Genomic DNA, 22,535 nt, shown 5'->3' with positions numbered 1-22,535 from the left:
CGCACCCGCAGGGCCGGGCCGAAGCCCAGCGCCTGCCGGCCGCGCGCGACAGCGCGGGGAATCAGCGCTTGCCGCCCACTTCGATGAAACGCAGGAACTCGGCGCGGGTGCGCGCGTCCTCGCGGAAGCTGCCCAGCATCTTGGAGGTGACCATGCTGACGCCGCGCTTGTGGATGCCGCGGGTGGTCATGCACTCATGCGCACCTTCCACCACCACGCCCACGCCGACCGGCTGCAGCACGTCCTGGATGCACTGGGCGATCTGCGCGGTCATCTTTTCCTGGACCTGGAAGCGGCGTGCGTACGCCTCGACCACACGGGCCAGCTTGCTGATGCCCACCACCTTGCCAGCCGGCAGATAGCCGACGTGCACGCGGCCGATGATCGGCGCCATGTGGTGTTCGCAGTGGCTTTCGTACTCGATGTCGCGCAGCACGATCAGTTCGTCGTAGCCGGCCACTTCCTCGAAGGTCCGCTCCATATAGGCGCGCGGGTCGTCGCGGTAGCCGCTGAACCAGTCGCCATAGGCTTCGGCGACGCGGCGCGGGGTATCCAGCAGGCCTTCACGGGTCGGATCTTCACCGGCCCAGCGCAGCAGGGTGCGCACCGCCGATTCGGCCTCGGCCTGGGTGACGGGGTTGGCGTCGTTGTCTTGCTTGCTCATTACATACAGCACCCGAAGGGGGGCGAGCATCGTACCCGACAGACCCCTCGGGCGTCCTGCGCCGGGGCGCCCGGGCCGTGTCCGGACAGGCAGTCATTGGGCCGCGGTTGTGCCACGGGTATTGATAGGAGACGAATTAGTAGTATCCTATCTATTCTGATGAACCGATCCCTCGACGAACGTACCCAGCTGCAGATGCAGCTCAGTTCCGGCCTGCTTTACGCAGGGCGGCAGTGGCAGCGCCTGGCCGACCAGGCCCTGGGTAGCTACGGCATTTCCGCTGCCTGCACCATGCCGCTGCTGATGATCGGGCGCGCCGGCGGGGGTATCCGCCAGGTGGCGCTGGCCCACCAGCTGGGCATGGAAGGCCCTTCGCTGGTCCGCCTGCTGGACAAGCTGGCCGCCAGCGACCTGGTCCGCCGCGAATGCGATGCCAGCGACCGCCGCGCCAACCTGCTGTGGCTGACCGACAAGGGCGAGGCCCTGGTCAGCCAGCTGGAGACCCAGTTGATCGGGCTGCGCCAGGACGTGTTCGGCGCGTTGACCCTGGATGAACTGCGCACCGTGCTGAAGCTGTGGCAGCTGCTGGCCGATGCGGCCGACCGCGTGACGTAAGCCTGCTCTCCCGTTGTACGGCCCGGTGTCGTACTGCGACGGCATGACGTACGACGACCCACGGTCGTCGCCTACCTTTTTCCAGTGAACCCTCTGCCTCGATGTACGGTGAATTCAGTCTCTATGGTGTGTTCGTCCCGACCCTGCTCGGGCTGATGCTGCTTGCCTACCTGCTCAAGAGCGGGTTGCGCGTGGTCCTGCAGCGCACCGGCGCCTACCGCCACATCTGGCACCCCGCCCTGTTCAACCTGGCCGTGTACGTGATCGTGCTCGGCGGGTTGTTTTCCCTGATGCGTTGGATGCAATCGTGAACAAGATCCTCAAGCAGACATTCCCGGTCGTATTGACCGCCGTGGCCGTAGTGGCCGCCGTGCTGGTGCTGCGCCACCTGTGGGCCTATTACATGGATGAGCCGTGGACGCGCGATGCGCACGTCAGTGCCGACGTGGTCCAGGTCGCGCCGGACGTGTCCGGGCTGGTGGAGGCAGTGAAGGTGGCCGACAACCAGCCGGTCAAGCGCGGTGAGGTGCTGTTCGTGGTCGATCGCGCGCGCTATGAGATCGCGCTGGAGCAGGCCCAGGCCGCTTTGGGCGAGCGCCGCGCCACGCTGGACCAGCTGCGCCGCGAGATCGCCCGCGACCGCAGCCTGCAGGATCTGGTCGCCGCCGAGGACGCCGAAGTGCGCCGGGCCAAGCTGCTCGCCGCGCAGGCTTCGATGGCCACCGCGCAGGCGGCCGTGGATCTGGCCAAGCTCAATCTGGCCCGCACCGAAGTGCGCAGCCCCAGCGATGGCCACGTCAACGACCGCACCGTGCGTGCCGGCGACTACGTGACCGCCGGGCGGCCGGTGATGGCCGTGCTCGATACCGGCTCGTTCCGCGTGGACGGCTACTTCGAGGAAACCCGCCTGCAGGGCGTGCATGCCGGGCAGAAGGTCGACATCCGCCTGATGGGCGAAGCGCAGCCGCTGCAGGGCCACGTGCAGAGCATCGCCGCCGGCATCGAAGACCGTTACCGCAGCGAAGGCAGCAGCCTGCTGCCGAACGTGACCCCGGCCTTCGACTGGGTGCGGCTGGCCCAGCGCATCCCGGTGCGCATCCATATCGACCGCGTGCCGGCCGGCGTCAACCTGATCGCCGGGCGTACCGCCACGGTCACCATCCAGCCGGACACCGCCCCGGCCACGCCGGCGCAACCGGCACGGACGGCGCTGTGAACCGCCCGGCGCTGCACCACATCGCCCTCGGGTTGGCCCTGACCACGCTGGCCGCGTGCCGCACGGTCGGCCCGGACTATGCGGTGCCGGCCGGGTCCGCCTTCCAGCGGCCGGAGGCGAATGCCGCCTTCCTCGAGACCGGTAACCCGCAGGTCGCCGCTGGGGCCGCGCTGCCCGCGCGCTGGTGGGAGCTGTACCAGGACGACACCCTCAATGCGCTGGTGCAGCAGGCGCTGCGCGACAACGTGGAACTGAAGGTGGCCGATGCCAACCTGCGCCGCGCCGTCGCCGTGTACGAGCAGGCGCTGGATGCCGGTGGCTTCGAGTACGAGGCCGAGGCCGGCGTGAGCCGCGCGCAGCTGTCCGCCGAATCGTTCCTGCTGGAGCACGAACTGCCGCCGATCAACCTGGCCGACGGCAAATTCGCGGTGTCCTATCAGTTCGATCTGTTCGGCAAGCTCAAGCGCGCCTCCGAGGCCGCGCATGCCGACGAGCAGGCCACCGCCGCCGCGATGGACCTGGCGCGCGTGTCGCTGGTGGCGCAGGTGGCCGGCAGCTACGTCGACATCTGCCACGCCAACCACGAGCTGCACGTGGCCGAGCACTCGCTGCAGCTGCAGCAGCGCAGCCGCGAGGTCACCCAGCGCCTGATCACGGCCGGCCGCGGCACCCCGCCGGAGCTGGCCCGCGCCAACGCCCAGGTGGCGATGCTGCAGGCCGCGCTGCCGCCGCTGCGCGCGCACCGCCAAGCCTCCGAATACCAGCTGGCCGCCCTGCTCGGCCGCACCCCGGGGCAACTGCCCGAGGGCGTGAGCGACTGCAGCCAGGCCCCAACGCTGGCGCAGGCGCTGCCGATCGGTGATGGCCGCGCGCTGCTGCAGCGCCGCCCGGACATCCGCCAGGCCGAGCGCAAACTGGCCGCCGCCACCGCGCGGATCGGGGTGGCCACCGCCGAGCTGTACCCGGACATCCGCCTCGGTGCCTCGGTGGGTGCCGCCGGCCTGCTGGAAGACTTCGGTACGCCGTTGACCCAGCAATGGTCGATCGGCCCACTGATTTCCTGGACGCTGCCCTCTTCCGGCACGCATGCGCGCATCCACGCCACCGAAGCCGGCGCCGACGCCGCGCTGGCCGAGTTCGATCACAGCGTGCTGCAGGCCCTGCGCGAAACCCAGACCGCGCTGAGCCGCTATGCCCAGGATCTGCAGCGCCTGCAGTTCCTGCAGCAGGCCCAGCAGCAGGCCGACCTGGCCGCCAGCCAGAACCGCCGCCTCTATCAGGGCGGGCGCACGCCCTACCTGGCCAGCCTGGATGCCGACCGCAGCCTGGCCAGCGCCGATGCGACCCTGGCCGAGGCCCAGGCGCAGGTCTCGCGCGACCAGATCCAGCTGTTCCTGGTGCTCGGCGGCGGCTGGAATGCCGACGCCGTCGCCACCGGCACGGCCGCGAGGTAAGCCATGCTGCTGCTGGACAGACAGGCCTGGTTGTTCTCGGTCAAGACCTTCCTGGCGGCGATCGCGGCGCTGTACATCGGCCTGGCCGGCAATCTTTCGCGGCCGTACTGGGCGATGGCCACGGTCTACATCGTGACCCAACCGATGCTGGGCCCGACCCGCGCCAAGGGCGCCTATCGCATCCTCGGCACGCTGATCGCCGGTGCGGCGACGCTGTGGATGCTGCCGCACCTGGTGGAAACCCCCTTGCTGCTCAGCGCGGCGATGTCGCTGTGGCTGTCCGGGTGTCTGTTCATCGCCCTGCTCAACCGCGGCCCGCGCGGCTACGCGTTCCTGCTGGCCGGGTACACCACCGCCTTCATCGGCTTCCCGGCGGTGACCTCGCCGGACACCATCTTCGACACCGTGGTGGCGCGCAGCGAGGAGATCATCCTCGGCACGGTGGTGGCGGTGCTGTTCGCCTCGCTGTTCTTCCCGGCCTCGGTGCGGCCGATGCTGCGCTCGCGGATCGGCAGCTGGATGGGCGATGCGGCCGACTGGTGCCGGCAGATCCTGACGCGCGGCCATGCGCATGGCCCGCGCAACCGGTTGGCCGCCGATCTGGTCCAGTTCGAGGCGCTGATCGAATTCATGCGTCGCGATGATCCGCGCCATGCCGGCGCGGCGGTCTCGATGGAGCGACTGCGCGAGCGCATGCTGCTGATGCTGCCGGTGCTCTCTTCGATCGCCGACCGGCTCGGGGCGTTGCGTGCGGGTGGCCGTGCGCTGCCGCCCGGGCTGGAGACGCTGATCGCCGATCTGGCCCAGTGGCTGGAACAGCCCGGCCGCTCCAGCGCCAGTGCGTACGCCACACTGCGCGCACGCATCGTCGCGCTCAAGCCGGCGGTGGATGGTGAGCTGGACCACCTGCTGCTGGTGACCCTGCTGCTGCGGCTGGAAGAGCTGGTCGACCTCTGGCAGGACTGCACCACCCTGCATGCCGCCATCGATGCCGGCACCGCGCCGAGCGATACCGCGCATTACCGCGTGCGCACCCAGCGCGTGGATCACGTGCGCCATGTGGACTACGGCATGGCGCTGTTCTCCGCCGCCAGTGCCGGCGTCGCCCTGATGACGTACTGCGTGCTGTGGATCGGGCTCGGCTGGGAGGGCGGCGGCAACGGCGCGATGATGGCCGCGGTGGCCGCCGCGTTCTTCGCCGCGCAGGATGATCCGGCGCCGAGCATGCTGTCCTTCCTGCTCTGGGCCATCGTGGCCAGCCTGGTGGCCGGCGTGTACCTGTTCGGGATCTTCCCGGCCGTACACGACTTCGGCAGCCTGGTGCTGGTGCTGGCGGTGATCTTCCTGCCGCTGGGCCTGCTGCTGCATCGGCCCAAGACCGCATTGATCGGCCTGCCGCTCACGGTGAATCTGGTCGCGCTGTTGAACGTGCAGAACACCTACAGCGCCAACATCCAGAGCTTCATCAACTCGGCCGTGGCGATGTTCATCGGCATTGGCTTTGCGGTGGTGATGACGCGGCTGTTCCGCTCGGTGGGTGCCGAGTGGACCGCACGCCGGCTGGTACGCCAAGGCTGGAACACGCTGGCCGATGCGGCCGAGGGCCGTGGCCAGCAGGACCGCCAGCAGTTCGCCGCGCGCATGCTCGATCTGCTCGGCCTGCTGGCACCGCGCCTGGCGGCGACGCCGGAAGGCAGCGACATCGCCTCGGTGGACATGCTCACCGAAGCGCGGATCGGCCTGAACATCCTGCAGCTGCGCCGCTCACGGCATGGCCTGCCGCCGGCCAGCGTGGCCGCGATCGACGCGATCCTGGACGACATCGCCCGCCATTACCGCGCCCAGGCCGCGCAGCGCCGGCCAGTGCCTGCCCCGGCCGGGCTGCAGACCCGACTGGAGGCCTCGCTCAAGCGCGTGCAGACCGTGGCGGCCGGCAAGGCCCGCGATGAAGCGCTGATGGGCCTAATCGGGCTGCGCTATGCCCTGTTCCCCGAGGCGCCGGTGGTCGATACCCCTGCCCAGCCCCCCGCAGCGGCCCCTGGCCTGCCCGCGCCGCGCTGAACCGGCCTGGCCGCAGACCGGCCGGCCCACACCGATCAGGGCTATCCTGACGCATGCATTTGCGCATGGATCAAGGTGATTTCCGATGAGTTACGACCTGATGGTGTTCGACCCCGCCGTCGCCCCGCGCGAGGCCGAGGCCTTCCTGCAGTGGTATGACGCGCAGACCGAATGGAACGAGACGCACGACTACGACGACCCGAAGGTGTCGGTGCCGGCGCTGCAGGCATTCTTCGCCGCATTGGCCGAGCATTACCCGCCGATGGACGGCCCGCTGTCCGATGAGGAAGACGACCGCCCGGAAGTGACCGACTACAGCATCGGCCAGCACGTGGTCTACGCCTCGTTCGATGACGAGGTGGCCGAGAACGCGCACGGCCTGGTGCAGGTGCTGGCCAACACCCACCAGCTGGGCTTCTTCGATGTCAGCGGTGACGGCGCCATCGTGTTCCCCGATGGCACCGTGGTGATTCCGGAGTAAGACCGGCGACGGGGCTAGAACAACTGCCCCTGGGCCGGCGCCGTCACCACGGCGTCGGCCACTGCGTCCCCCTGGCCGCCCTGCAGGCGCGCCGCCAGGCCCGACAAACGGCTGGCATGCCGCGCCAACGCGGCCTCCAACACGTCCGCACTGCCGAGCACGTGCAGCGACTGCCGCGCGCGGGTCATACCCGTGTAGATCAGCTCACGCGAGAGCACGCGGTTGTCGCGCCGTGGCAACTGCAGCCAGACCTCATCGAACTCCGAGCCCTGTGCCTTGTGCACAGTCATGGCGAACGCACTCTCATGTGCGGGCAACGCACCCGGATGGAAGCCGCGCGGCTGGTCCGGCGTCTCACCGGGGAACCACGCCGTGACGCTGCCGTGGCGATCGATCAGGCAGATGCCGATGTCGCCGTTGAACAGGCGGTGCCGGTAGCTGTTCTCGGTGATCAGCAGCAGCCGACCGTGGAAATAGCCCGGCGCCATGCCCGGCCGCGGCACACCGGCCAACAGGGCTTCGATGCGCGCGTTGAGCCCGCGCGCACCCTGCGGACCTTCGCGCACGGCGGTGAGCAGGCGGATGCGTCCGGCATTGGCCAGCGCGACGCCGGGATCGACGGCTTCGCCGAGGCCACGCCAATGCCCGAGCAGGTGCTCGCGATGATGCTGCAGCGGGTCGCTCTGGTCCTCGTGGAAGTGCACACCGGCCAGCGTGCCCACGCGCAGCAGCGCCAGTGCGGTGCCACTGTTGCCCTCGCGCACGGCATGCGCCAACGGCGCCAGGTCGAGCGCGTCGGTCTGCCGGTAGCCGCGCTGCAGCTGCACGCGCCGGCCCGCGAACCGGCGTGGCGGTGCCAGCGGTTGCAGCGCGTCGGGCGCCAGCAGCGCGCGCAATGCCTGCGCATCATCGGCCTGGGTGCCCAGGCCATCGCCACTGGCGCGCAGGATCGCGCTGAGCACATCACCGGCTTCCACCGAGGGCAGCTGGTCCGGATCGCCGAGCAGCACCAGCCGGCTGCCATCGGCGACCGCCTCGACCAGCTTGGTCATCAACGGCAGATCGATCATCGAGGCCTCGTCCACCACCACCACGTCATACGGCAGCGGGTTGTCGGCGTGATGGCGGAAACGCGGCGAATCCGGGATCACCCCGAGCAGGCGATGCAGGGTGGTGCCGGTGCTCGGCATCGCATCGCACAGGGCCGGCGCGATGCCGACCAGCCGCAGCCGCTGCACGGCCAGGCGCAGGCTCTCGGCCATGCGTTCGGCGGCGCGGCCGGTGGGCGCGGCCAGCGCGACCCGTGGCAATGCCTGGTCCGCCTGGACCGCCTGGGCCGCCAGCAGCACCAACAGGCGTGCGATGGTGGTGGTCTTGCCCGTACCGGGACCACCGGTCACCAGCACCAGCGGATGGCGCAGCGCGACCGCCGCGGCACGCGCCTGGTGATCGATGCCCTCGCGCGCCTGCGGGAACAGCTGGCCAAACAGGGTGGCCAAGGTACCGGGATCGGCCTGCGCCAGCGGATGCATGGCGATGCGTTGCAGGCCCTGCGCAAGGCGGCGCTCGTATTCGCGGTAGCGGCGCAGATAGAGCAACCCGTTCTCCAGCACCAGCGGTGCATCCCCGGCGACCACGTCATCTGCGCCCGGCACCTCCACCCACGGCGAGGCGCGCAGCTGCGCCAGCCAACCCCCGGGCGCGGGCCACTCGATCTCGGCGTCGATCAGCCGCTGCGGCTGGCTCGGGTCCAGACCCGCATGGCCTTCAGAGACCGCCAGCGACGCCAGTGCAGCACCGAGCAGCACCGCCTCGGGCGTGTCCGGGCGCAGCCGGCGCAGGCTCTGTGCCAACGCGTGATCGAGTGTGCGCAGCGCGTTGCCGCGGTACAGCGTGGTGAGCAGGCTCATGCGTCCCCCCGTGCGCGGGCGGCCATGCGGGCCTGGGCGTGTTCGCCACCGGCGAACAACGCATCCAGTGCATCCACCAGGGCCGGATCGAAACGATGCGCGTACAGGCCGGGGCTGTCCTCGCGGCCGGCGTCCAGGCCGCGGCAGAACAGGTAGCGGATGCCACCCATGTCGCGCGTGTAGTCGTACTGCGCGCCCAGCCGGAAGCGCAGCCAGCGGTGCAGCGCCACGGTGTAGATCAGTGCCTGCAGGTCGTACTCGCTGTGCTGCATGGCGCTCGTCAGCCGGGCCGCGTCGTAGCCGGGCAGGCGGTTGGATTTGTAATCGAGCACGTACCAGCGGTCCGCACGCACGTAGGTGAGATCGATCTTGCCGGTCATCAGGCCCTCCAGCCGCCGGCGGGTGCCGAAGCCATGGCGGTCACGGACCAGTCCGTGCGCGTGCAGCAGGGCCAGCAGGGCGGGCACGGCGGTCGGTTGCATCGCGAAGTGGAACTCGATCTCGGCGCGCCGTGCATCGGCCGGCAGGTCGTGCAGTGCGCCACCTTCCGGCAAGGGCACGGTCAGGGTCTGGCCGACCAGCGCGGTCAACATGGCCACGCCTTCGTCCAGGTCTTGCTCGGCATAGCCTTCCACGCGCAGCGAAGCACGCAGGACCTCGGCCTCCTCGCCGGGTGCCGGCTGCCCGGCCTGCCATCCGCCCCACAGCGCGAAATCGGTGTTCTCCAGCGCATCGTGCAGCACGTTGCCGAAGCGGCTGCCCATGAAACGCGGGTCGATCTCGTCGCTGGCCACGGCCGGTTGCTCGGCGTCCAGGGAGAGGTCCACGCCGGCCGGTTCATCCGCCGCGGGGGCCGGCACTTCGGTCGCGGCGGCATCGGTATCGTGGCCCGCATCGGCATGTGCCAGCTGGGTGAAGCTGTACACCCACCAGTCGTGCGGCACACGGCGGGTCAGCGCGCGCACCGGCGGCAGTTCGCCCTCGCGTTCGAAGGCGAGCTGTGCCGGCTGCGTCTCCACCGGGCCTTCGATCACGGCGATGTCCGGGTGGTCACGCAGGGCGGCGATGTTCGACAGCATCGGTGCCAGGCGGGTCTTCGCCAGGCCGGCGAGATCGCCGGCGGCGATCCACAGCGCGTGCTCGGCGCGGGTCAACCCGACGTAGAGCAGGCGCGCGTCTTCGGCCTCCTGTTCCTGCGCGCTGCGCGTGCTGGCCGCGCTCCAGCTGTCGTCCTTGTCCAGCTTCCAGTGAAGCTCGCGACGACCATTGGCGTACACCGTGCAGTTGGCCTCGGTGTTCGGCGCGCCACCACCGATGCCCACGAACGGCAGGAACACCAGCGGATACTCCAGGCCCTTGCTCTTGTGCAGGGTGATGATCTGCACGCGGCGCGCATCCGATTCCAGGCGCAGCAGCTGCTGCTCGTCGTTCTGGTCGGCATGCGCCATCTGCACCTGCAGCCAGTCGAGCAGGCCGTGCATGCCCAGGGTCTGCCCGGCCGCCTGCTGCAGCAGTTCGCCCAGCTGCAGGTAGTTGGTCAGGCGGCGCTCGCCATCCAGCAGGCCGAGCAGGCGCTCGGCATGTTCGGCGCAGAGATCGGCGATCACCGCGAACGGACCGCCGCGCTGCCAGCGCTCGCGCCATTCCAGCAACCGCACCTGGAACGAGCGCTGCGCATCGCCTTCGCGTTCCAGCGCGTCGATCGCCTCGGCATCTTCGCCGAGCAGCACGGTCGACAGCGCCGCGCGCAGGCGTCCTTCATCGGCCGGCTGCAGCAGGGCCAGCAACAGCAGGCGCAGCTCGTGTGCCTCGGGCGTGGCGTACAGGCTCTGCTTGCCCGCGGCGACGGCGGGAATGCCCACCGCACCGAGCGCCTGCTGGATGCGCGTGGCCTCCTTGTGCGAGCGCACCAGGACCGCGATGTCGCCGGGTTGCACCGGCACGTCGCGCAGCAGCGCGCGCCCTTGCCGGGCCTCGCCGAGGATCTGGTGGATCGCGGCGACACAGGCGTCGCTGGCCTGCTGGCGCGAGGGATCGGCCTTGAGATCGCCCGCCTCGGTGTTGTGCAGCACGCGCACGGTCAGGCCGGGTGCGGGAATCCCGTCGCGCAGGAAATCCGCATCCACGCGGGTGCTGCCGGGGTGCACCGGCTCGAAGGCGATGTCGGCTTCGAGGAAGGCACGTTCGCCGGCATTGGCGTACAGCGCTTCGATCGCGTGCAGCACCGCCGGACGCGAGCGGAAGTTGCGGTCAAGCGCAGGCGCTGCATCGGCCTGGCGCTTGGCCTTGAGGTAGGTGTGGATATCGCCGCCGCGGAAACCGTAGATCGCCTGCTTCGGATCGCCGATCAGGAACAGCGCCGGTGCCAGGCCGGCCTCGCGGGTCTCCTGCGAATCGCCGAACACGCGTTGGAAGATGCCCCATTGGCGGTCGTCGGTATCCTGGAACTCGTCCACCAGCGCGATCGCGTATTGCGCGCGCAGCTGCTGCACCAGGGTGGCGCGGTGCGGGCCGTCGAGTGCATCGGCGACACCGTCGATCAGGTCATCGTAGGTCTGCACGCGTCCGATCCGCTTGAGCTCGGCCAGGCGCGCACGCGCTTCATCGCGCAGGTCATGCAGGAACGCGGTGGCCTGCTGGCGCAGCCACTGCTCGCGCGCGTCGGCGGCGTGCCACCAGCGTTGCAGTGCATCGAACAGCGGCGAGACCGGGCACTGGCCGTCCATGCCGTCCTTGCAGAAGGCCAGCAGCTGCACCGGCAGCAGCTTGCCCAGGTGACTCTTGTCGCCGCGCGGCCAGTGCTGCGCGCTGCGGCCGGCAAACAGCTCGCCGAAGGCCTTGTCGAAGCTGGGCCGTTTGGCACGGCGACCGTCGAAGATCTTGCGATCGAAGGCGACGGCGATCTGTGCCTGCGCGTCTTCGGCGTGGGTTTCGATCGCCTCGGCCAGCGCGGCCGCGGCGAGCCGCAGCTGCGGCGCGGGATCATCGAAGATGTGGGTTGGCCGCGCTGGCAGCAACGGCAATGGCTTGATCAGCGTGGAGAGATCACCGGCCAGCGCCTCGGGCGCGGACCACAGCCAGGTCAGCGCATCGACCGTGGCCGGGTCGTTGGCATGCACGCGCCACAGGTCGGCGGCGAGTTCCTCGTGCAGCGCGCGTTCGCTCGGCAGCAGGGTCGGCGGATCGAAGGTGTGTCCGCTCTCCAGGGCATGCTCACGCAGCACGCGGGTGCAGAAGCCATGGATGGTGAAGATCGAGGCGAGGTCGATTTCGTCAGCCGCGGTCTGCAGCCGACGCGCCAGCGCGGCCGGTGTTTCTTCGCCGAGGGCAAGCTGGCGGTGCAGGATCACCCGGGTCAGGACGACCTCCGGGCTGTCCTGTTCGCTCGGCGCGCGCTCGACCAGCTGTGCGGCCAATGCAAGGCGCTCGCGGATGCGCTTGCGCAGTTCCTGCGTCGCGGCATCGGTGAAGGTGACCGCCAGGATCTGGCCGATGCGCCAGCCCTTCTCCACCACCAGCCGGGTGAACAGCGTGGCCAGGGTGAAGGTCTTGCCGGTACCGGCGCTGGCCTCGATCAGGCGCACGCCCTCCAGCGGCAGCGCCAGGTAGGGATCGGTGAGCAGGTCGTGGTCGATCATCGCAGGGCTCCTTTCTCGTCAAAGCCCGGGAACACCCGGCCCTCGCGCACCGCGGTGAACACCACGAAGCTGTTGTGCAGCAATTGTCGGTAGCTGTCCGCGCTGGCGAACGGATCATGGCCACGCAGCGCGAGCGGGTAGCCGGCGCCGGTGGATTCGCCCCAGGTGCGGTCGCTGCCATGCCACTTGGCGCGGCCCTCGGCTTCGCGCTTGGCCTCGGCGGCGGTGTACAGCACCCAGCCGGTGGACGGGCCGTACAACAGCGGCGCGCGCAGCCCTTCGCTGCGCAGCTGCAGCAGGCGTCGCAGCACCTCGTGCGCGCGTTCGGCCTCCAGCGGCGGCAGCGTGTGCGGGCCGAGCCCGTCATCGCCCGCGTCGTGGAACTGGACCAGTGGCTGTGGGTCACCGGCGGCGTTGGCGAGCAGCCAGTCCAGGCCCTGGCGGATCGCGGCGCGGCCATTGAGCGGGCCCGGGCGCAGGCGCACCAGGCCATGCGGGTGCAGGCCCTCGACCCGGCCATGCAGGCGCACCCCGTCGATATCCACGTCGTAGCGGCGGCTGCCGGCAGCGGTACCGGCCTGCCACTGCGCCAGCGCCTGTGCGTAGGGTTCGGTCTGCGCCTGCAGCAGCGCGAACTGACGCTCGCCCAGTGCACCGGAGGGCAGCAGCGCACGCGCGCGCAGCCGGGGGTAGAGCGGCGCGGCCTCCTCGTCGAGGGTGGCCTCGATCACCGCCTGCTGCAGCAGTACGGTATCGCCACCGCGCGCCGCCATCACCAGCGGCTCCACATCCTCGGCGTTGTCCACCTCGTCGGGCAGGCGCAGGCCGAGCCGTTGCGAGAGGAACTGGCTGGCCGGATCGGTGAGGAACCGACGCAGCGCATCCACGCTAAGTTCGGCCTCGCCCGCAACGCTGTCCATCGGCGGCAGGGGCCGTGCGAACCAGGGTGCCAGCGCGCGCCGTGCGCCGCCAAGCGAGCCGGCAGCCGGGTGCCATTGCTGGCGGTAGCTGAAACGTCGCGGTTCCTCACCGCCACCGAATGCCGCCGGGGCGAACGGCTGCAGCGAGTGCCGCACCGTCATCCGCTTGGCCGCCGCGGGCGGATCCAGGTGGTACTCGGCAGCGGCATCGATCAGCTCGCTGACCAGCACCGAGGGTTCGCGCACGCTGCCATCGCGCGGATCGGCGCCCAGGTAGCTCAGGTAGAACACGTCCTGCGCCGAGGCGAACAGCTGCAGGAACAGGAAGCGGTCGTCCTCGCGCAGCGAACGGTCGCCATGCCGGCGCTTGTCGGTGCCCAGTTCGGCGGTGAGCTGGTTGAGCCCGGCAGCCGGGTCGCGGCGCGGGAAATCGCCATCGTTCAGGCCCAGCACGCAGATCACCCGGAACGGCAGCAGGCGCATCGGCACCATCCGCCCGAAGCTGACGCCGCCGGTCAGCAGCGGCGCACGTGTATCGGCCTGGGCAAGCACGCCGGCGAAATGCGCGCGCAGCACCTCCGGCGGCACGTCGCCCTCGAAGCCGGCGATGTCGGCGTCACGGGCGAACTCGTTGATCAGTTTGCGCAGCCGCTCCAGCGCGCGCTGGCTGTTGGCGGCCTGCGGCGGTGCCGGCAGCAGCGCATCGAGCAGCCCCAGCAGACGCTGCCGCCACTGGCCAGGCGACATCGCCTCTCCCAACGCCTTCTGGTAGCGCGCCAGCACCCGCAGCAGGCCGAGCAGGCGGTCCAGCGCATCCAGCGCGCTGCCTTCCAGCTCCGGCCACGGCGCGACCCCGGCGATGTCGCCGTCGCTGCCGCTGGCATGGCCGAGCAGCAGGCGATCGAGTGCGAACTGCCAGGTGAAGGCATCATCGACCGGGGCCTGGTGCTGGCCGCGATGGGTCGCATCCAGCCCCCAGCGTGCGCCGGCGGCCTGCAGCCAATCGTGCAGGCGGTCGAACGCCGCCGCATCCAGACCGGCCGCTTCGGCCAGCGGCGCGCTGGCGAGCAGATCCAGCACTTCGTTCAAACCGAAGCGCGAGACCGGCAACCCGAGCAGGTGCACGAACACATCGGCCAGGGGTTCACCCGCCAGCGGGCTGGTGTCGGCCAGCGCATAGGGAATGTGGTCATCGCCGCCGCCGCGCCCGCCGAACACCGCTTCCAGGTAGGGCACGTAGGGATCGATGTCCGGCGCCAGCACCGCGATGTCGCGCGCCTGCAGCGGCGGATCGAAGCGCGGGTCCTGGAGCAGGCCGCGCAGCTGGTCGTGCAGCACCTGCAGCTCGCGCAGGCGGGTATGGCAGGCATGCACCTGCAGGCTCGGGTCGTCGTAGCGCAGTGCCTCGCGCAGAGGGCCGGCGGGCTGCCCGCGGCGGTGGAACAGGTCGCGCTGCAGGCGATGCAGCAGGCTGTCGGACAGGCCACCGGCGTCCATGTCCGGGCGCGCGTCCTCTTCGGGATCGTCGTAGGCGGCGATCTCACCGGAGGGGTGCACGACCTCGTAGCTGCCCAGCACCGCCATGAAGTCGCGGCCCGCCGCGCCCCAGGCCTGCAGCAGGCGGTTCTCGCCGGCCGCCTCGCCGAACGGATCGGGCGCGCCACTGCGCAGCTTCTCGCCCAGCGTCTGCAGATCGCCCCAGTAGGCCTGGGTCGGCGTGGGCAGATAGAAGTGCATCGTGCCGACCCGCGCCTGGGTGGCCATCACCCGCAGCACGTCCGGGGAGATGTTGAGCGTGGCGAAGGCGAACACCCGCGCCGGCAGGCCCTGCGGAAGCGGCTGGCCGGCGCCCTCGAAACGGGCGAGATAGGCATCGATGCGGCGCGCACGGTACTGCTTGCCGCTGGCGATATGCCGCCACAGGATCGCCTGCGGGTCGTTCGGTGCCGCGCCGGCCTCCCACCGCAGCAGCCAATCGCGACGCCAGGCCTGGTACTTCTCGAACACCGCCGCCAGCTCGGCGGCCAGCGCCCACGGCTTGAGCGGATCGGCCGCGGACAGGTAGGCCTGCAGGGCCGCCATCGGCGGCTGCGCCATCAGCACCGGGTCGCGCAGCGCGGCATACAGTCCCCAGCGCAGGCCCTCGGCATTGAGATCGTCATGTTCGCCGGGCACGTTGGCGTTGAGGGCGCGGGCGACCAGCTCGCCGGGGGTGAGGAACTCGAGATTGGCGGCAATGCCATACTCGGCCGCCAGGGTCGATTGCAGCCAGCGGCGCATCGCGACCTGCGGGATCAGGACCACCTCCGGCACCAGGATCGATTGGCCCGGCACGGGCGTGCGCAGCGTCGTGGCCAGCAGGGCGGCCAGCACATCGAGCGAGTTGGAGTGGTACAGGCGGAAGTCTGAAGCGGCGTCGGTCATCGCAGGAGTGTGCCGCAGCCCGCGCACGAACGCAGCGCTGACGGGTGTCAGGACACGGAAGAGGCCATGGCCGATACCGGCCCGACACGCTGTGTTGCAGCCCACGGCGTGGCCGTCGGGGCGCTGCCCTCACCTGCCCGTGCGACAATACTGCACGGTGCAGTTCGGTTATGTTCAGCCGTTCACCACGATCTTACAACGTTGGAATTTTGTTAATGGCGCCCATGACGGTTTCCGAAGAGAGTCTGGTGCAGTTGTCCAACGTCCGCATCGACCGCGGCGGACGTACGATCCTGCGCGACGTTTCGCTGACCGTTCCGCGCGGCAGCATCACCGCCGTGCTCGGCCCGTCGGGCAGTGGCAAGTCCACCCTGCTGGCCGCGCTGACCGGTGAGCTGCGGCCGGTTGCCGGCGAGGTCACCCTGTTCGGCCAGCCCATCCCGACCGGCGCACGCGCGCTGTTGGAGATGCGCAAGAGCGTGGGCGTGCTGCTGCAGGGCAACGGCCTGCTGACCGATCTGACCGTGGCCGAGAACGTGGCCCTGCCGCTGCGCACCCATACCCGCCTGCCCAAACCCGTGTTGCGCCGCCTGGTGCAGATGAAGCTGCACGCGGTCGGCCTGCTGGCCGCTGCCGATGCCTGGCCGCGCGAGCTGTCCGGCGGCATGGCGCGCCGTGTGGCCCTGGCCCGCGCGCTGGCACTGGACCCGCCGCTGATGATCTACGACGAGCCGCTGACCGGGCTGGACCCGATCGCCTCGGGCGTGATCATGAGCCTGATCCAGCGCCTCAACCACAGCCTGGGGCTGACCAGCATCATCGTCAGCCACCACGTGCACGAGACCCTGCCGATCTGCGACCAGGTGATCGCGATCGCCAACGGCGGCATCGTGTTCCAGGGCAGCCCGGCCGCGCTCGAATCCAGCCAGGACCCGCTGCTGCGGCAGTTCCTGCATGGTGAGCCGGACGGCCCGATCCCGTTTGATGCCGCACCGCGTGCGAGGGTTGCCTGATGCCGTTCGTTGACGCCACCCGCTCGCTCGGTCGCGCCGGCCTGTTCTCGCTGACGGTGCTGCGCGGCTCGCTGCCGACCGCCGATTTCCTGGCCGAGCTGACCCGCGAGATCTACAAGATCGGCGCACGTTCCCTGCCGATCATCGCCGTGGGCGGTGCCTTCGTGGGCCTGGTGCTGACCCTGCAGGGTTACCGCACGCTGACCACCTTCGGTGCTGCGGACGCCTTGTCCACCCTGCTTGGCCTGTCGCTGTACCGCGAACTGGCCCCGGTGCTGACCGCGCTGCTGTTCATCGGCCGCGCCGGCAGCTCGATCGCCGCCGAGCTGGGCCTGATGCGGGCCACCGATCAGATCAAGGCCCTGGAGCTGATGGCGATCGACCCGGTCGCCAAGGTCGTTGCCCCGCGCTTCTGGGCGGCGGTACTGACCGTTCCGCTGCTGACCGGCATCTTCTGTTCACTGGCGATCAGTGCCAGCTACTTCGAGGCCGTGCACGTGCTCGGCCTGGACAATGGCGTGTTCTGGTCGGCGCTGAGCAACAGCGTGGACTTCTGGGACGACTTCGGCGTGGCGATGCTGAAGTCGGCGATCTTCGGCGGCACGGCGGCCCTGGTGGCCTCCTATGTCGGTTTCCATGCCGAACCCACCATCGAAGGCACCTCGGTCGCCACCACGCGTGCGGTGGTCAACGCCTCGCTGCTGGTGCTGGTCTTCAACTTCGTGCTGTCCGCCATGATGTTCCAGTAGGTACCGACCGTTGGTCGGTACGCTTCTTCGGTGCGCTTCTTCGGTACGCAAAGACTTCCCGCCCGGACACCTGTCCAGGCACCTGACAAAGAACAGTGAGATATCCCATGGCCATCCGCGGTCCCAGACTCGAATTTTCCGTCGGCGCGTTCCTGCTGCTGGCGCTGGCCTCGCTGCTGGTGCTGGCCGTGGCCTCCACCAATCAACGGTGGGGCACCGGTGGCAGCGGCTACGAACTCAAGGCGCGCTTCACCCAGATCGGCCAGCTGCGCAAGCAGGCCCCGGTCAAGATCGGCGGCGTCACCATCGGCCAGGTCTCGGGCATCGAACTGGATCCCCAGAAGTTCGACTCGATCGTGACCCTCAAGCTCGACGGCAAGTTCAAGGATCTGCCCGCCGACACCTCGGCCGGCATCTTCACCAGCGGTTTGCTCGGCGAGAGCTATATCGGACTGCAGCCGGGCGGAGATCCGGACGTGCTCAAGTCCGGCGACGAGATCGTCTTCACCCAGCCGGCGGTGGACCTGCTCCAGCTGGTCGGCAAGTACATGTTCAGCGGTCCGGCCAACACCGGTGGCGCTGACTCCCACGATGGCAACGGCGCGCCCGCGCCTGCAACGGAACCGCAACCATGAAAAAGACCCTGATCCCGGCGCTGCTGGCCTCGGCCCTGCTCGCCGCCACGCCCTCGCTCTCCTTCGCCCAGGCGGCCCCGGCGGCCGCTGCCGCCCAGCAGGGCCAGGCCAGCAAGGCCGTGATGGACGCCAGCACCCGCATCCTGACCTCGCTGCAGCAGCGCCGCACCGAGTTCCGGGCCAACCCGGCCGTGCTGCGTGACTTCATCAACAGCGAGCTCAACAAGACCTTCGACCGCGACTACGCCGCCCGCCTGGTGCTGGGCGTGCACGGCCGCGGCGCGTCCGATGCCGACGTCAAGCTGTTCGCCGATGCGATGGCCGACAACCTGATGCAGCGCTACGGTTCGGCGCTGCTCGAGATCCAGGGCAAGCCGACCTTCCGCCTGAAGAGCGAGTCGCCGCTGCCGGGCAACCGCGGCGTGCGCGTGTCCACCGAGCTGATCCGCGCCGGCAACGAGCCGACCCCGGTCGACTACCTGATGCGCAACGTCAACGGCCAGTGGAAGATCTTCGATGTGATGATCGAAGGCATCTCCTACGTGCAGACCTTCAAGACCCAGTTCGACGCCCCCCTGCGCCAGAAGTCGATCCAGCAGGTGGCCACCGAACTGCGCAACGGCAGCATGCAGGCCGGGCAGGCCCCGCGTGGCAAGTAACAACGCCAGCGTGCAGCGCAACGGCAGCTCGCTGGTGTTCAGCGGGCCGCTCGACCGCGCGGCGGTGACGGCCCTGTGGCCCTCGCTGACCGCGCTGGACGGCGTGCAGCAGGTGGATCTGGCGGCAGTGAGCCGGCTCGACAGCGCCGGTCTGGCGCTGCTGGCCGAGCTGGCCGCGCGCCTGCGTGCAAACGGGACAACGCCGACGATCGTCGGCAGCCCGGACGGTTTCACCGACCTCAGTGCCGCCTACCGGCTGGCACCCACCCTGGATTTCCATGCCCTTTCTGCGGCGAGCTGACATGAACGTCATACGCACCCTCCCCCTCCTTGTGCTGGCGCTGGCCCTGAGCGCCTGTGCCGGCAAGCCGGCACGCGACAGCGCACCGGTCAGCGTCGAGGTCGCCCCGGCGGCGGCACCGGCCGCCGATGTGGCCAACACCGATGCGGTACCGGCCGAGGCCGGCGCCGACACGGCCACCGAAGCAACGCAGGCCAGCACCGATCCGGCGGCCGCACCGGTCACCGGCGGCACCGCGCCGACCAACGCCGAGGACGACTTCGCCGCGCTGTACGGCGGCCCGGCCCCGACCGCGGACGGCACCGAGCCCACCGGCGCGCCGTACGATCCGTGGGAACCGTTCAACCGCAAGGTGCACAGCTTCAACAACGTGGTCGACCGTGCGGTCGCACGCCCGCTGGCGGTGGCTTACACCAACGTGGTGCCGCGCTTCGCACGCACCGGCGTGAGCAACTTCTTCAGCAACCTGCGCGCGCCGGTGACGATCACCAACCAGCTGCTGCAGGGCCGTCCGGACGACGCCTGGGACAGCCTGGGCCGTTTCCTGATGAACTCCACGCTGGGTATCGGCGGTCTGTTCGATCCGGCCAGCAAGGCGATGGTGCCGCGTCGCAAGGAAGACTTCGGCCAGACCCTGGGCACGTGGGGCTGGCGCCGTTCGCGCTACGTGGAACTGCCGTTCTTCGGCCCGCGTACCGTGCGTGACGTGTTCGGCCTGGCCGGCGACATGCCGCTCTCGCCGATCCGTACGATCGAAGAGGACAAGATCCGCATCGGCCTGCAGGGCCTGCAGCTGGTGGACATGCGGTCGCAGCTGCTGGCGGTGGACGACATGCGCGACAACGCCGTGGACGAGTACTCGCTGGTCCGTGATGCGTGGCTGCAGCGCCGCAACTACCAGATCGAGAATGACCTGCGTGGCAAGCATGCGCGCGGCAAGGACGATCCGGACGCACCGATTCCGGTCGATGCGATGCCGATGCCGAACTGGGGTAACTGATCGGAGTACCGACCAACGGTCGGTACCTACCGAGTTGGTAGACCACGACCGTTGGTCGTGGTGCGAGCAAAGAAAAAGCCCCGCCGAAGCGGGGCTTTTTTTTGTTTCCGGGTCCGCCGATCAGGCCGCCAGCGCGGCGTCGATCGCGGCCACCAGGCGGGCATCGTCGGCCGGCACGTCCGGGGCGAAGCGGGCAATGACCTGGCCGTCGCGGCCGATCAGGAACTTCTCGAAGTTCCACAGCACGCCCGGGGCGGCGTTGACCACCAGCTCCGGATACTTGGCCACGGCGCCCTGCAGCTTCTCGCGCATCGGGCCTTCGCCGGTGGCGGCCGGCTGCGCGGCGGTCAGCTGCTGATACAGCGGATGGGTGTCCTCACCGGCCACGCTGATCTTGGCGAACATCGGGAAGCTGACGTTGTATTCCAGCTGGCAGAACTGCTGGATGTCCGCTTCGCTGCCCGGCTCCTGGGCCAGGAAGTTGTTGGCCGGGAACCCCAGCACTTCCAGGCCGGCGGCCTGTTTGTCGGCGTACAGCGTCTGCAGGCCTTCGTACTGCGGGGTCAGGCCACACTTGGAGGCGACGTTGACGACCAGCAGCACCTTGCCGCGGTAGTCGGCCAGCGAGGTCGGCTGACCTTCGATGGTGGTCACGGGGATGTCGTAGACGGTCTGGCTCACTGCAGATTCCTTGCGTTGGATCAGGGGAGGCACAGCATAGCCGTGCCCGGGGGGCGTCAATCGACGCAGATCGTGCCCATCGCCACACCGCCATCGATGCGCTGGCGGCAGCCGAAGTTCTGGCTGACATCGCGCTGGCAGACGCCGCGCGCGGCCGTTCCCGGCGCGACATCACTGGTGGCCAGGCACTGGCCACTGCAGTCGGCCTTGGCGCTGCAGACCTTGCCGGCATCGGCGTAGGGCACCACGCACTGCACGCGCTGCAGGCGGCCCAGCGGCTGCAGGCTGCCACCGGCGGCGGTGCATTCGGCGGCGCTGGGCGTTGTCGGTGTCGCTGCGGTGGTGTCTGCAGGTGGGGCACTGCTGCACCCGGCCAGGGCGAACAGGAGAGACAGCATCAGGGGCAGGCGCATGGACGGTTCCTTGAAGGATGGGAGAAAGCAGGGAAAAGACGTGCCCCGCAGCATGCGCGATCGCGTGCATGCAGGGCGTCGGCGCTTAGTCCTGCGGCGGGCTGGCTTCGTCGCCGGCCACGTCCTCGTCCTCGCCGCTCATGTCGCCGAGCAGGTCCTGGGTCTGTTCACTGCCCAGCGTTTCCACGCTGCGCAGGCGGCGCTCGATGGTGCGCGTCTTGCGGCTGGCTTCGCCGAGGCTGCGGCCGACGGTGGTGATCTGCTTCTCGGCCTTTTCCAGGATGCCGGCGAACTTGCCGAACTCGCTCTTGACCGCACCGAGCAGGCCCCACACTTCACTGGAGCGCTGTTCGATGGCCAGCGTGCGGAAGCCCATCTGCAGGCTGTTGAGCAGCGCGGTCACGGTGGTCGGGCCGGCCACCACCACACGGTGGTCGCGCTGCAGCAGGTCGATCAGGCCGGGGCGGCGGATCACTTCGGCGTACAGGCTTTCAGTGGGCAGGAACATCACCGCGAAATCGGTGGTGTGTGGCGGGGCGATGTACTTGTCGCAGATCGATTTGGCCTGGATGCGGATCGCGCGCTCGAGCTGCGCGCCCTGCACGCGCACGCCCTCGACGTCGCCCTGCTCCTGCGCATCGAGCAGGCGCTCGTAATCCTCGCGCGGGAACTTGGAATCGATCGGCAACCACACCGGGGTGTCTTCATGGCCGCGGCCCGGCAGGCGCACGGCGATATCGACGATCTCGTTGCTGTCCGGGCGCACTTTGACGCCGCGCGCGTACTGCTCCTGGGTGAGCGTCTGCTCGAGGATGTTGTCCAGCTGCACTTCGCCCCAACTGCCGCGGTTCTTGACGTTGGTCAGCACGCGCTTGAGGTCGCCCACGCCGGTGGCCAGCTGCTGCATCTCGCCAAGCCCGCGCTGGACCTGCTCCAGCCGCTCGGAGACCAGCTGGAACGAAGCACCCAGGCGGGTTTCCAGGGTGGTCTGCAGCTTCTCGTCCACGGTCACGCGCATCTGGTCGAGCTTCTCGGCGTTGTCGCTCTGCAGGCTCTTGAGCTGCTGCTCGAGCGTGGCGCGCATTTCGCCGATACGCTGCTCGTTGCGCTGGGTCATTTCCTGCAGGCGCAGGCCCAGCGATTCACCCAGGCGCTGCTGCGACTGCCCGGTTTCCTCGCGGCCCAGGCGCGCGTCTTCGGCCAGGGCCTGGCGCAGCGCGGCCATGTGGCTGTCGGTGCGCGTGGTCAGGTCCACCAGCTGCTGGCCGAACGCTTCAATGCGCGCCTGCTGCTGTTGCCCGAATGCTTCCAGCTGCGCACGCACTTCCTGCATGCGCAGTGCCAGCAGGTCGCCGGTGCGCTGCTGGCTGAGCGTGCTTTCCTCGCGTGCCTTGCGCGCGTCTTCACCGAGCGCATCGCGCAGCAGGTCCAGGCGCTGGTCGGTGCGGGTGGAGAGATCGGTCAGCGCGCGCGCGAAACTCTCCAGCCGGGCATCCTGCTGGCGGCCCAGGCCTTCGAGCTGCTCACGCAGTTCGCTGCGGCCGACCCGCGCTTCCTCGCGCAGGGTCTGTTCGAGGCCGCCGTTGCCGGAACGCCGCAGCAGCGCGAGCAGCTGCAGCACGAGGACGGCACACACCAGGCCGCCGAGAATGAGGAATTCGGTTTGCATGCGCCAAGTGTAGGCCGCGGCGGTCTCATTGG

General features: G+C 69.5%; 19 protein-coding genes. 12 read left to right on the top strand and 7 right to left on the bottom strand.

Annotated elements, in window-relative coordinates; genetic code table 11:
• Positions 1–61: 61 nt before the first annotated feature.
• A complete protein-coding gene (gene folE, locus ABE483_RS04405; RefSeq protein WP_019183982.1) occupies positions 62–664 on the bottom strand; it encodes a GTP cyclohydrolase I FolE in 603 nt (200 codons plus the stop codon).
• A 159-nt stretch (positions 665–823) separates the two neighbouring features.
• Between folE and ABE483_RS04400 the strand changes: the two genes are divergently transcribed.
• From ABE483_RS04400 to ABE483_RS04375, 6 genes are all read left to right on the top strand, one after another.
• Complete coding sequence (locus tag ABE483_RS04400) at positions 824–1,279, top strand: MarR family transcriptional regulator (protein WP_313211297.1); 456 nt, start codon at positions 824–826, stop codon at positions 1,277–1,279.
• 101 nt (positions 1,280–1,380) lie between these two features.
• Positions 1,381–1,590 (top strand): DUF1656 domain-containing protein, encoded by a 210-nt coding sequence (locus tag ABE483_RS04395; RefSeq protein ID WP_019183984.1) that lies wholly within the window; start codon positions 1,381–1,383, stop codon positions 1,588–1,590.
• The gene (locus ABE483_RS04390) at positions 1,587–2,495 is read left to right on the top strand and encodes an HlyD family secretion protein (protein ID WP_346481174.1); all 909 of its coding nucleotides are present in this window, start codon (positions 1,587–1,589) and stop codon (positions 2,493–2,495) included. Before ABE483_RS04395 ends, ABE483_RS04390 begins: the two co-directional genes overlap by 4 nt.
• Positions 2,492–3,949: an efflux transporter outer membrane subunit gene (locus ABE483_RS04385; RefSeq protein WP_346481173.1), complete on the top strand. Its 1,458-nt coding sequence runs from the start codon at positions 2,492–2,494 to the stop codon at positions 3,947–3,949. Before ABE483_RS04390 ends, ABE483_RS04385 begins: the two co-directional genes overlap by 4 nt.
• A gap of 3 nt (positions 3,950–3,952) precedes the next feature.
• Positions 3,953–6,010 carry an FUSC family protein gene (locus ABE483_RS04380; RefSeq protein ID WP_313211294.1) on the top strand — a complete coding sequence of 686 codons (2,058 nt, stop codon included), beginning with the start codon at positions 3,953–3,955 and terminating at the stop codon, positions 6,008–6,010.
• 85 nt (positions 6,011–6,095) lie between these two features.
• Positions 6,096–6,491 (top strand): hypothetical protein, encoded by a 396-nt coding sequence (locus ABE483_RS04375; protein WP_088435243.1) that lies wholly within the window; start codon positions 6,096–6,098, stop codon positions 6,489–6,491.
• 14 nt (positions 6,492–6,505) lie between these two features.
• On the opposite strand, the gene recD is transcribed toward ABE483_RS04375, so the two are convergent.
• From recD to recC, 3 genes are read right to left on the bottom strand one after another with little or no spacing between them, the layout of a single operon-like run.
• Positions 6,506–8,401, bottom strand: a complete 1,896-nt coding sequence (gene recD, locus ABE483_RS04370; protein WP_346481172.1) for an exodeoxyribonuclease V subunit alpha — start codon at positions 8,399–8,401, stop codon at positions 6,506–6,508.
• Positions 8,398–12,039 (bottom strand): exodeoxyribonuclease V subunit beta, encoded by a 3,642-nt coding sequence (gene recB, locus ABE483_RS04365; RefSeq protein ID WP_346481171.1) that lies wholly within the window; start codon positions 12,037–12,039, stop codon positions 8,398–8,400. The genes recD and recB overlap by 4 nt, the downstream gene beginning before the upstream one ends.
• Positions 12,036–15,383 (bottom strand): exodeoxyribonuclease V subunit gamma, encoded by a 3,348-nt coding sequence (gene recC / locus ABE483_RS04360; protein ID WP_346481170.1) that lies wholly within the window; start codon positions 15,381–15,383, stop codon positions 12,036–12,038. Before recC ends, recB begins: the two co-directional genes overlap by 4 nt.
• A gap of 224 nt (positions 15,384–15,607) precedes the next feature.
• On the opposite strand from recC, the gene ABE483_RS04355 reads away from it, so the two are divergent.
• From ABE483_RS04355 to ABE483_RS04330, 6 genes are all read left to right on the top strand, one after another.
• The gene (locus ABE483_RS04355) at positions 15,608–16,396 is read left to right on the top strand and encodes an ATP-binding cassette domain-containing protein (RefSeq protein ID WP_019183992.1); all 789 of its coding nucleotides are present in this window, start codon (positions 15,608–15,610) and stop codon (positions 16,394–16,396) included.
• The gene (locus ABE483_RS04350; protein ID WP_019183993.1) at positions 16,396–17,145 is read left to right on the top strand and encodes an MlaE family lipid ABC transporter permease subunit; all 750 of its coding nucleotides are present in this window, start codon (positions 16,396–16,398) and stop codon (positions 17,143–17,145) included. The genes ABE483_RS04355 and ABE483_RS04350 overlap by 1 nt, the downstream gene beginning before the upstream one ends.
• A gap of 107 nt (positions 17,146–17,252) precedes the next feature.
• Entirely contained in the window at positions 17,253–17,780 is a 528-nt protein-coding gene (mlaD, locus tag ABE483_RS04345; protein WP_019183994.1) for an outer membrane lipid asymmetry maintenance protein MlaD, read from the top strand.
• Positions 17,777–18,439 (top strand): ABC transporter substrate-binding protein, encoded by a 663-nt coding sequence (locus tag ABE483_RS04340; RefSeq protein ID WP_019183995.1) that lies wholly within the window; start codon positions 17,777–17,779, stop codon positions 18,437–18,439. The genes mlaD and ABE483_RS04340 overlap by 4 nt, the downstream gene beginning before the upstream one ends.
• Positions 18,429–18,740 carry an STAS domain-containing protein gene (locus ABE483_RS04335; protein WP_313211289.1) on the top strand — a complete coding sequence of 104 codons (312 nt, stop codon included), beginning with the start codon at positions 18,429–18,431 and terminating at the stop codon, positions 18,738–18,740. Before ABE483_RS04340 ends, ABE483_RS04335 begins: the two co-directional genes overlap by 11 nt.
• Before the next feature lies 1 nt (position 18,741).
• Complete coding sequence (locus ABE483_RS04330; protein WP_313211288.1) at positions 18,742–19,740, top strand: VacJ family lipoprotein; 999 nt, start codon at positions 18,742–18,744, stop codon at positions 19,738–19,740.
• 120 nt (positions 19,741–19,860) lie between these two features.
• On the opposite strand, the gene ABE483_RS04325 is transcribed toward ABE483_RS04330, so the two are convergent.
• The 3 genes from ABE483_RS04325 to rmuC all read right to left on the bottom strand — a co-directional run bounded on the left by ABE483_RS04325 (position 19,861) and on the right by rmuC (position 22,503).
• Positions 19,861–20,421: a glutathione peroxidase gene (locus ABE483_RS04325; protein WP_346481169.1), complete on the bottom strand. Its 561-nt coding sequence runs from the start codon at positions 20,419–20,421 to the stop codon at positions 19,861–19,863.
• 56 nt (positions 20,422–20,477) lie between these two features.
• The gene (locus ABE483_RS04320) at positions 20,478–20,834 is read right to left on the bottom strand and encodes a hypothetical protein (RefSeq protein WP_346462802.1); all 357 of its coding nucleotides are present in this window, start codon (positions 20,832–20,834) and stop codon (positions 20,478–20,480) included.
• Positions 20,835–20,919: 85 nt separating this feature from the next.
• Positions 20,920–22,503, bottom strand: coding sequence for a DNA recombination protein RmuC (gene rmuC / locus ABE483_RS04315; protein WP_313211286.1), 1,584 nt, complete (start codon positions 22,501–22,503; stop codon positions 20,920–20,922).
• Positions 22,504–22,535: the final 32 nt, after the last annotated feature.

Source organism: Stenotrophomonas sp. TWI602 (assembly GCF_039674045.1).
Lineage (GTDB): Bacteria > Pseudomonadota > Gammaproteobacteria > Xanthomonadales > Xanthomonadaceae > Stenotrophomonas.
This window is presented reverse-complemented; position numbering and strand designations above follow the sequence as displayed.

What these genes read in the sequence shown, in the direction of transcription:
- rmuC (WP_313211286.1), bottom strand. Translation starts at nt 22,503, where the DNA reads ATGCAAACCGAATTCCTCATTCTCGGCGGCCTGGTGTGTGCCGTCCTC.
- ABE483_RS04340 (WP_019183995.1), top strand. Translation starts at nt 17,777, where the DNA reads ATGAAAAAGACCCTGATCCCGGCGCTGCTGGCCTCGGCCCTGCTCGCC.
- mlaD (WP_019183994.1), top strand. Translation starts at nt 17,253, where the DNA reads ATGGCCATCCGCGGTCCCAGACTCGAATTTTCCGTCGGCGCGTTCCTG.
- ABE483_RS04375 (WP_088435243.1), top strand. Translation starts at nt 6,096, where the DNA reads ATGAGTTACGACCTGATGGTGTTCGACCCCGCCGTCGCCCCGCGCGAG.
- ABE483_RS04355 (WP_019183992.1), top strand. Translation starts at nt 15,608, where the DNA reads ATGACGGTTTCCGAAGAGAGTCTGGTGCAGTTGTCCAACGTCCGCATC.
- ABE483_RS04330 (WP_313211288.1), top strand. Translation starts at nt 18,742, where the DNA reads ATGAACGTCATACGCACCCTCCCCCTCCTTGTGCTGGCGCTGGCCCTG.
- ABE483_RS04395 (WP_019183984.1), top strand. Translation starts at nt 1,381, where the DNA reads ATGTACGGTGAATTCAGTCTCTATGGTGTGTTCGTCCCGACCCTGCTC.
- ABE483_RS04400 (WP_313211297.1), top strand. Translation starts at nt 824, where the DNA reads ATGAACCGATCCCTCGACGAACGTACCCAGCTGCAGATGCAGCTCAGT.
- ABE483_RS04380 (WP_313211294.1), top strand. Translation starts at nt 3,953, where the DNA reads ATGCTGCTGCTGGACAGACAGGCCTGGTTGTTCTCGGTCAAGACCTTC.
- recB (WP_346481171.1), bottom strand. Translation starts at nt 12,039, where the DNA reads ATGATCGACCACGACCTGCTCACCGATCCCTACCTGGCGCTGCCGCTG.
- ABE483_RS04320 (WP_346462802.1), bottom strand. Translation starts at nt 20,834, where the DNA reads ATGCGCCTGCCCCTGATGCTGTCTCTCCTGTTCGCCCTGGCCGGGTGC.
- recC (WP_346481170.1), bottom strand. Translation starts at nt 15,383, where the DNA reads ATGACCGACGCCGCTTCAGACTTCCGCCTGTACCACTCCAACTCGCTC.
- folE (WP_019183982.1), bottom strand. Translation starts at nt 664, where the DNA reads ATGAGCAAGCAAGACAACGACGCCAACCCCGTCACCCAGGCCGAGGCC.
- ABE483_RS04350 (WP_019183993.1), top strand. Translation starts at nt 16,396, where the DNA reads ATGCCGTTCGTTGACGCCACCCGCTCGCTCGGTCGCGCCGGCCTGTTC.
- recD (WP_346481172.1), bottom strand. Translation starts at nt 8,401, where the DNA reads ATGAGCCTGCTCACCACGCTGTACCGCGGCAACGCGCTGCGCACACTC.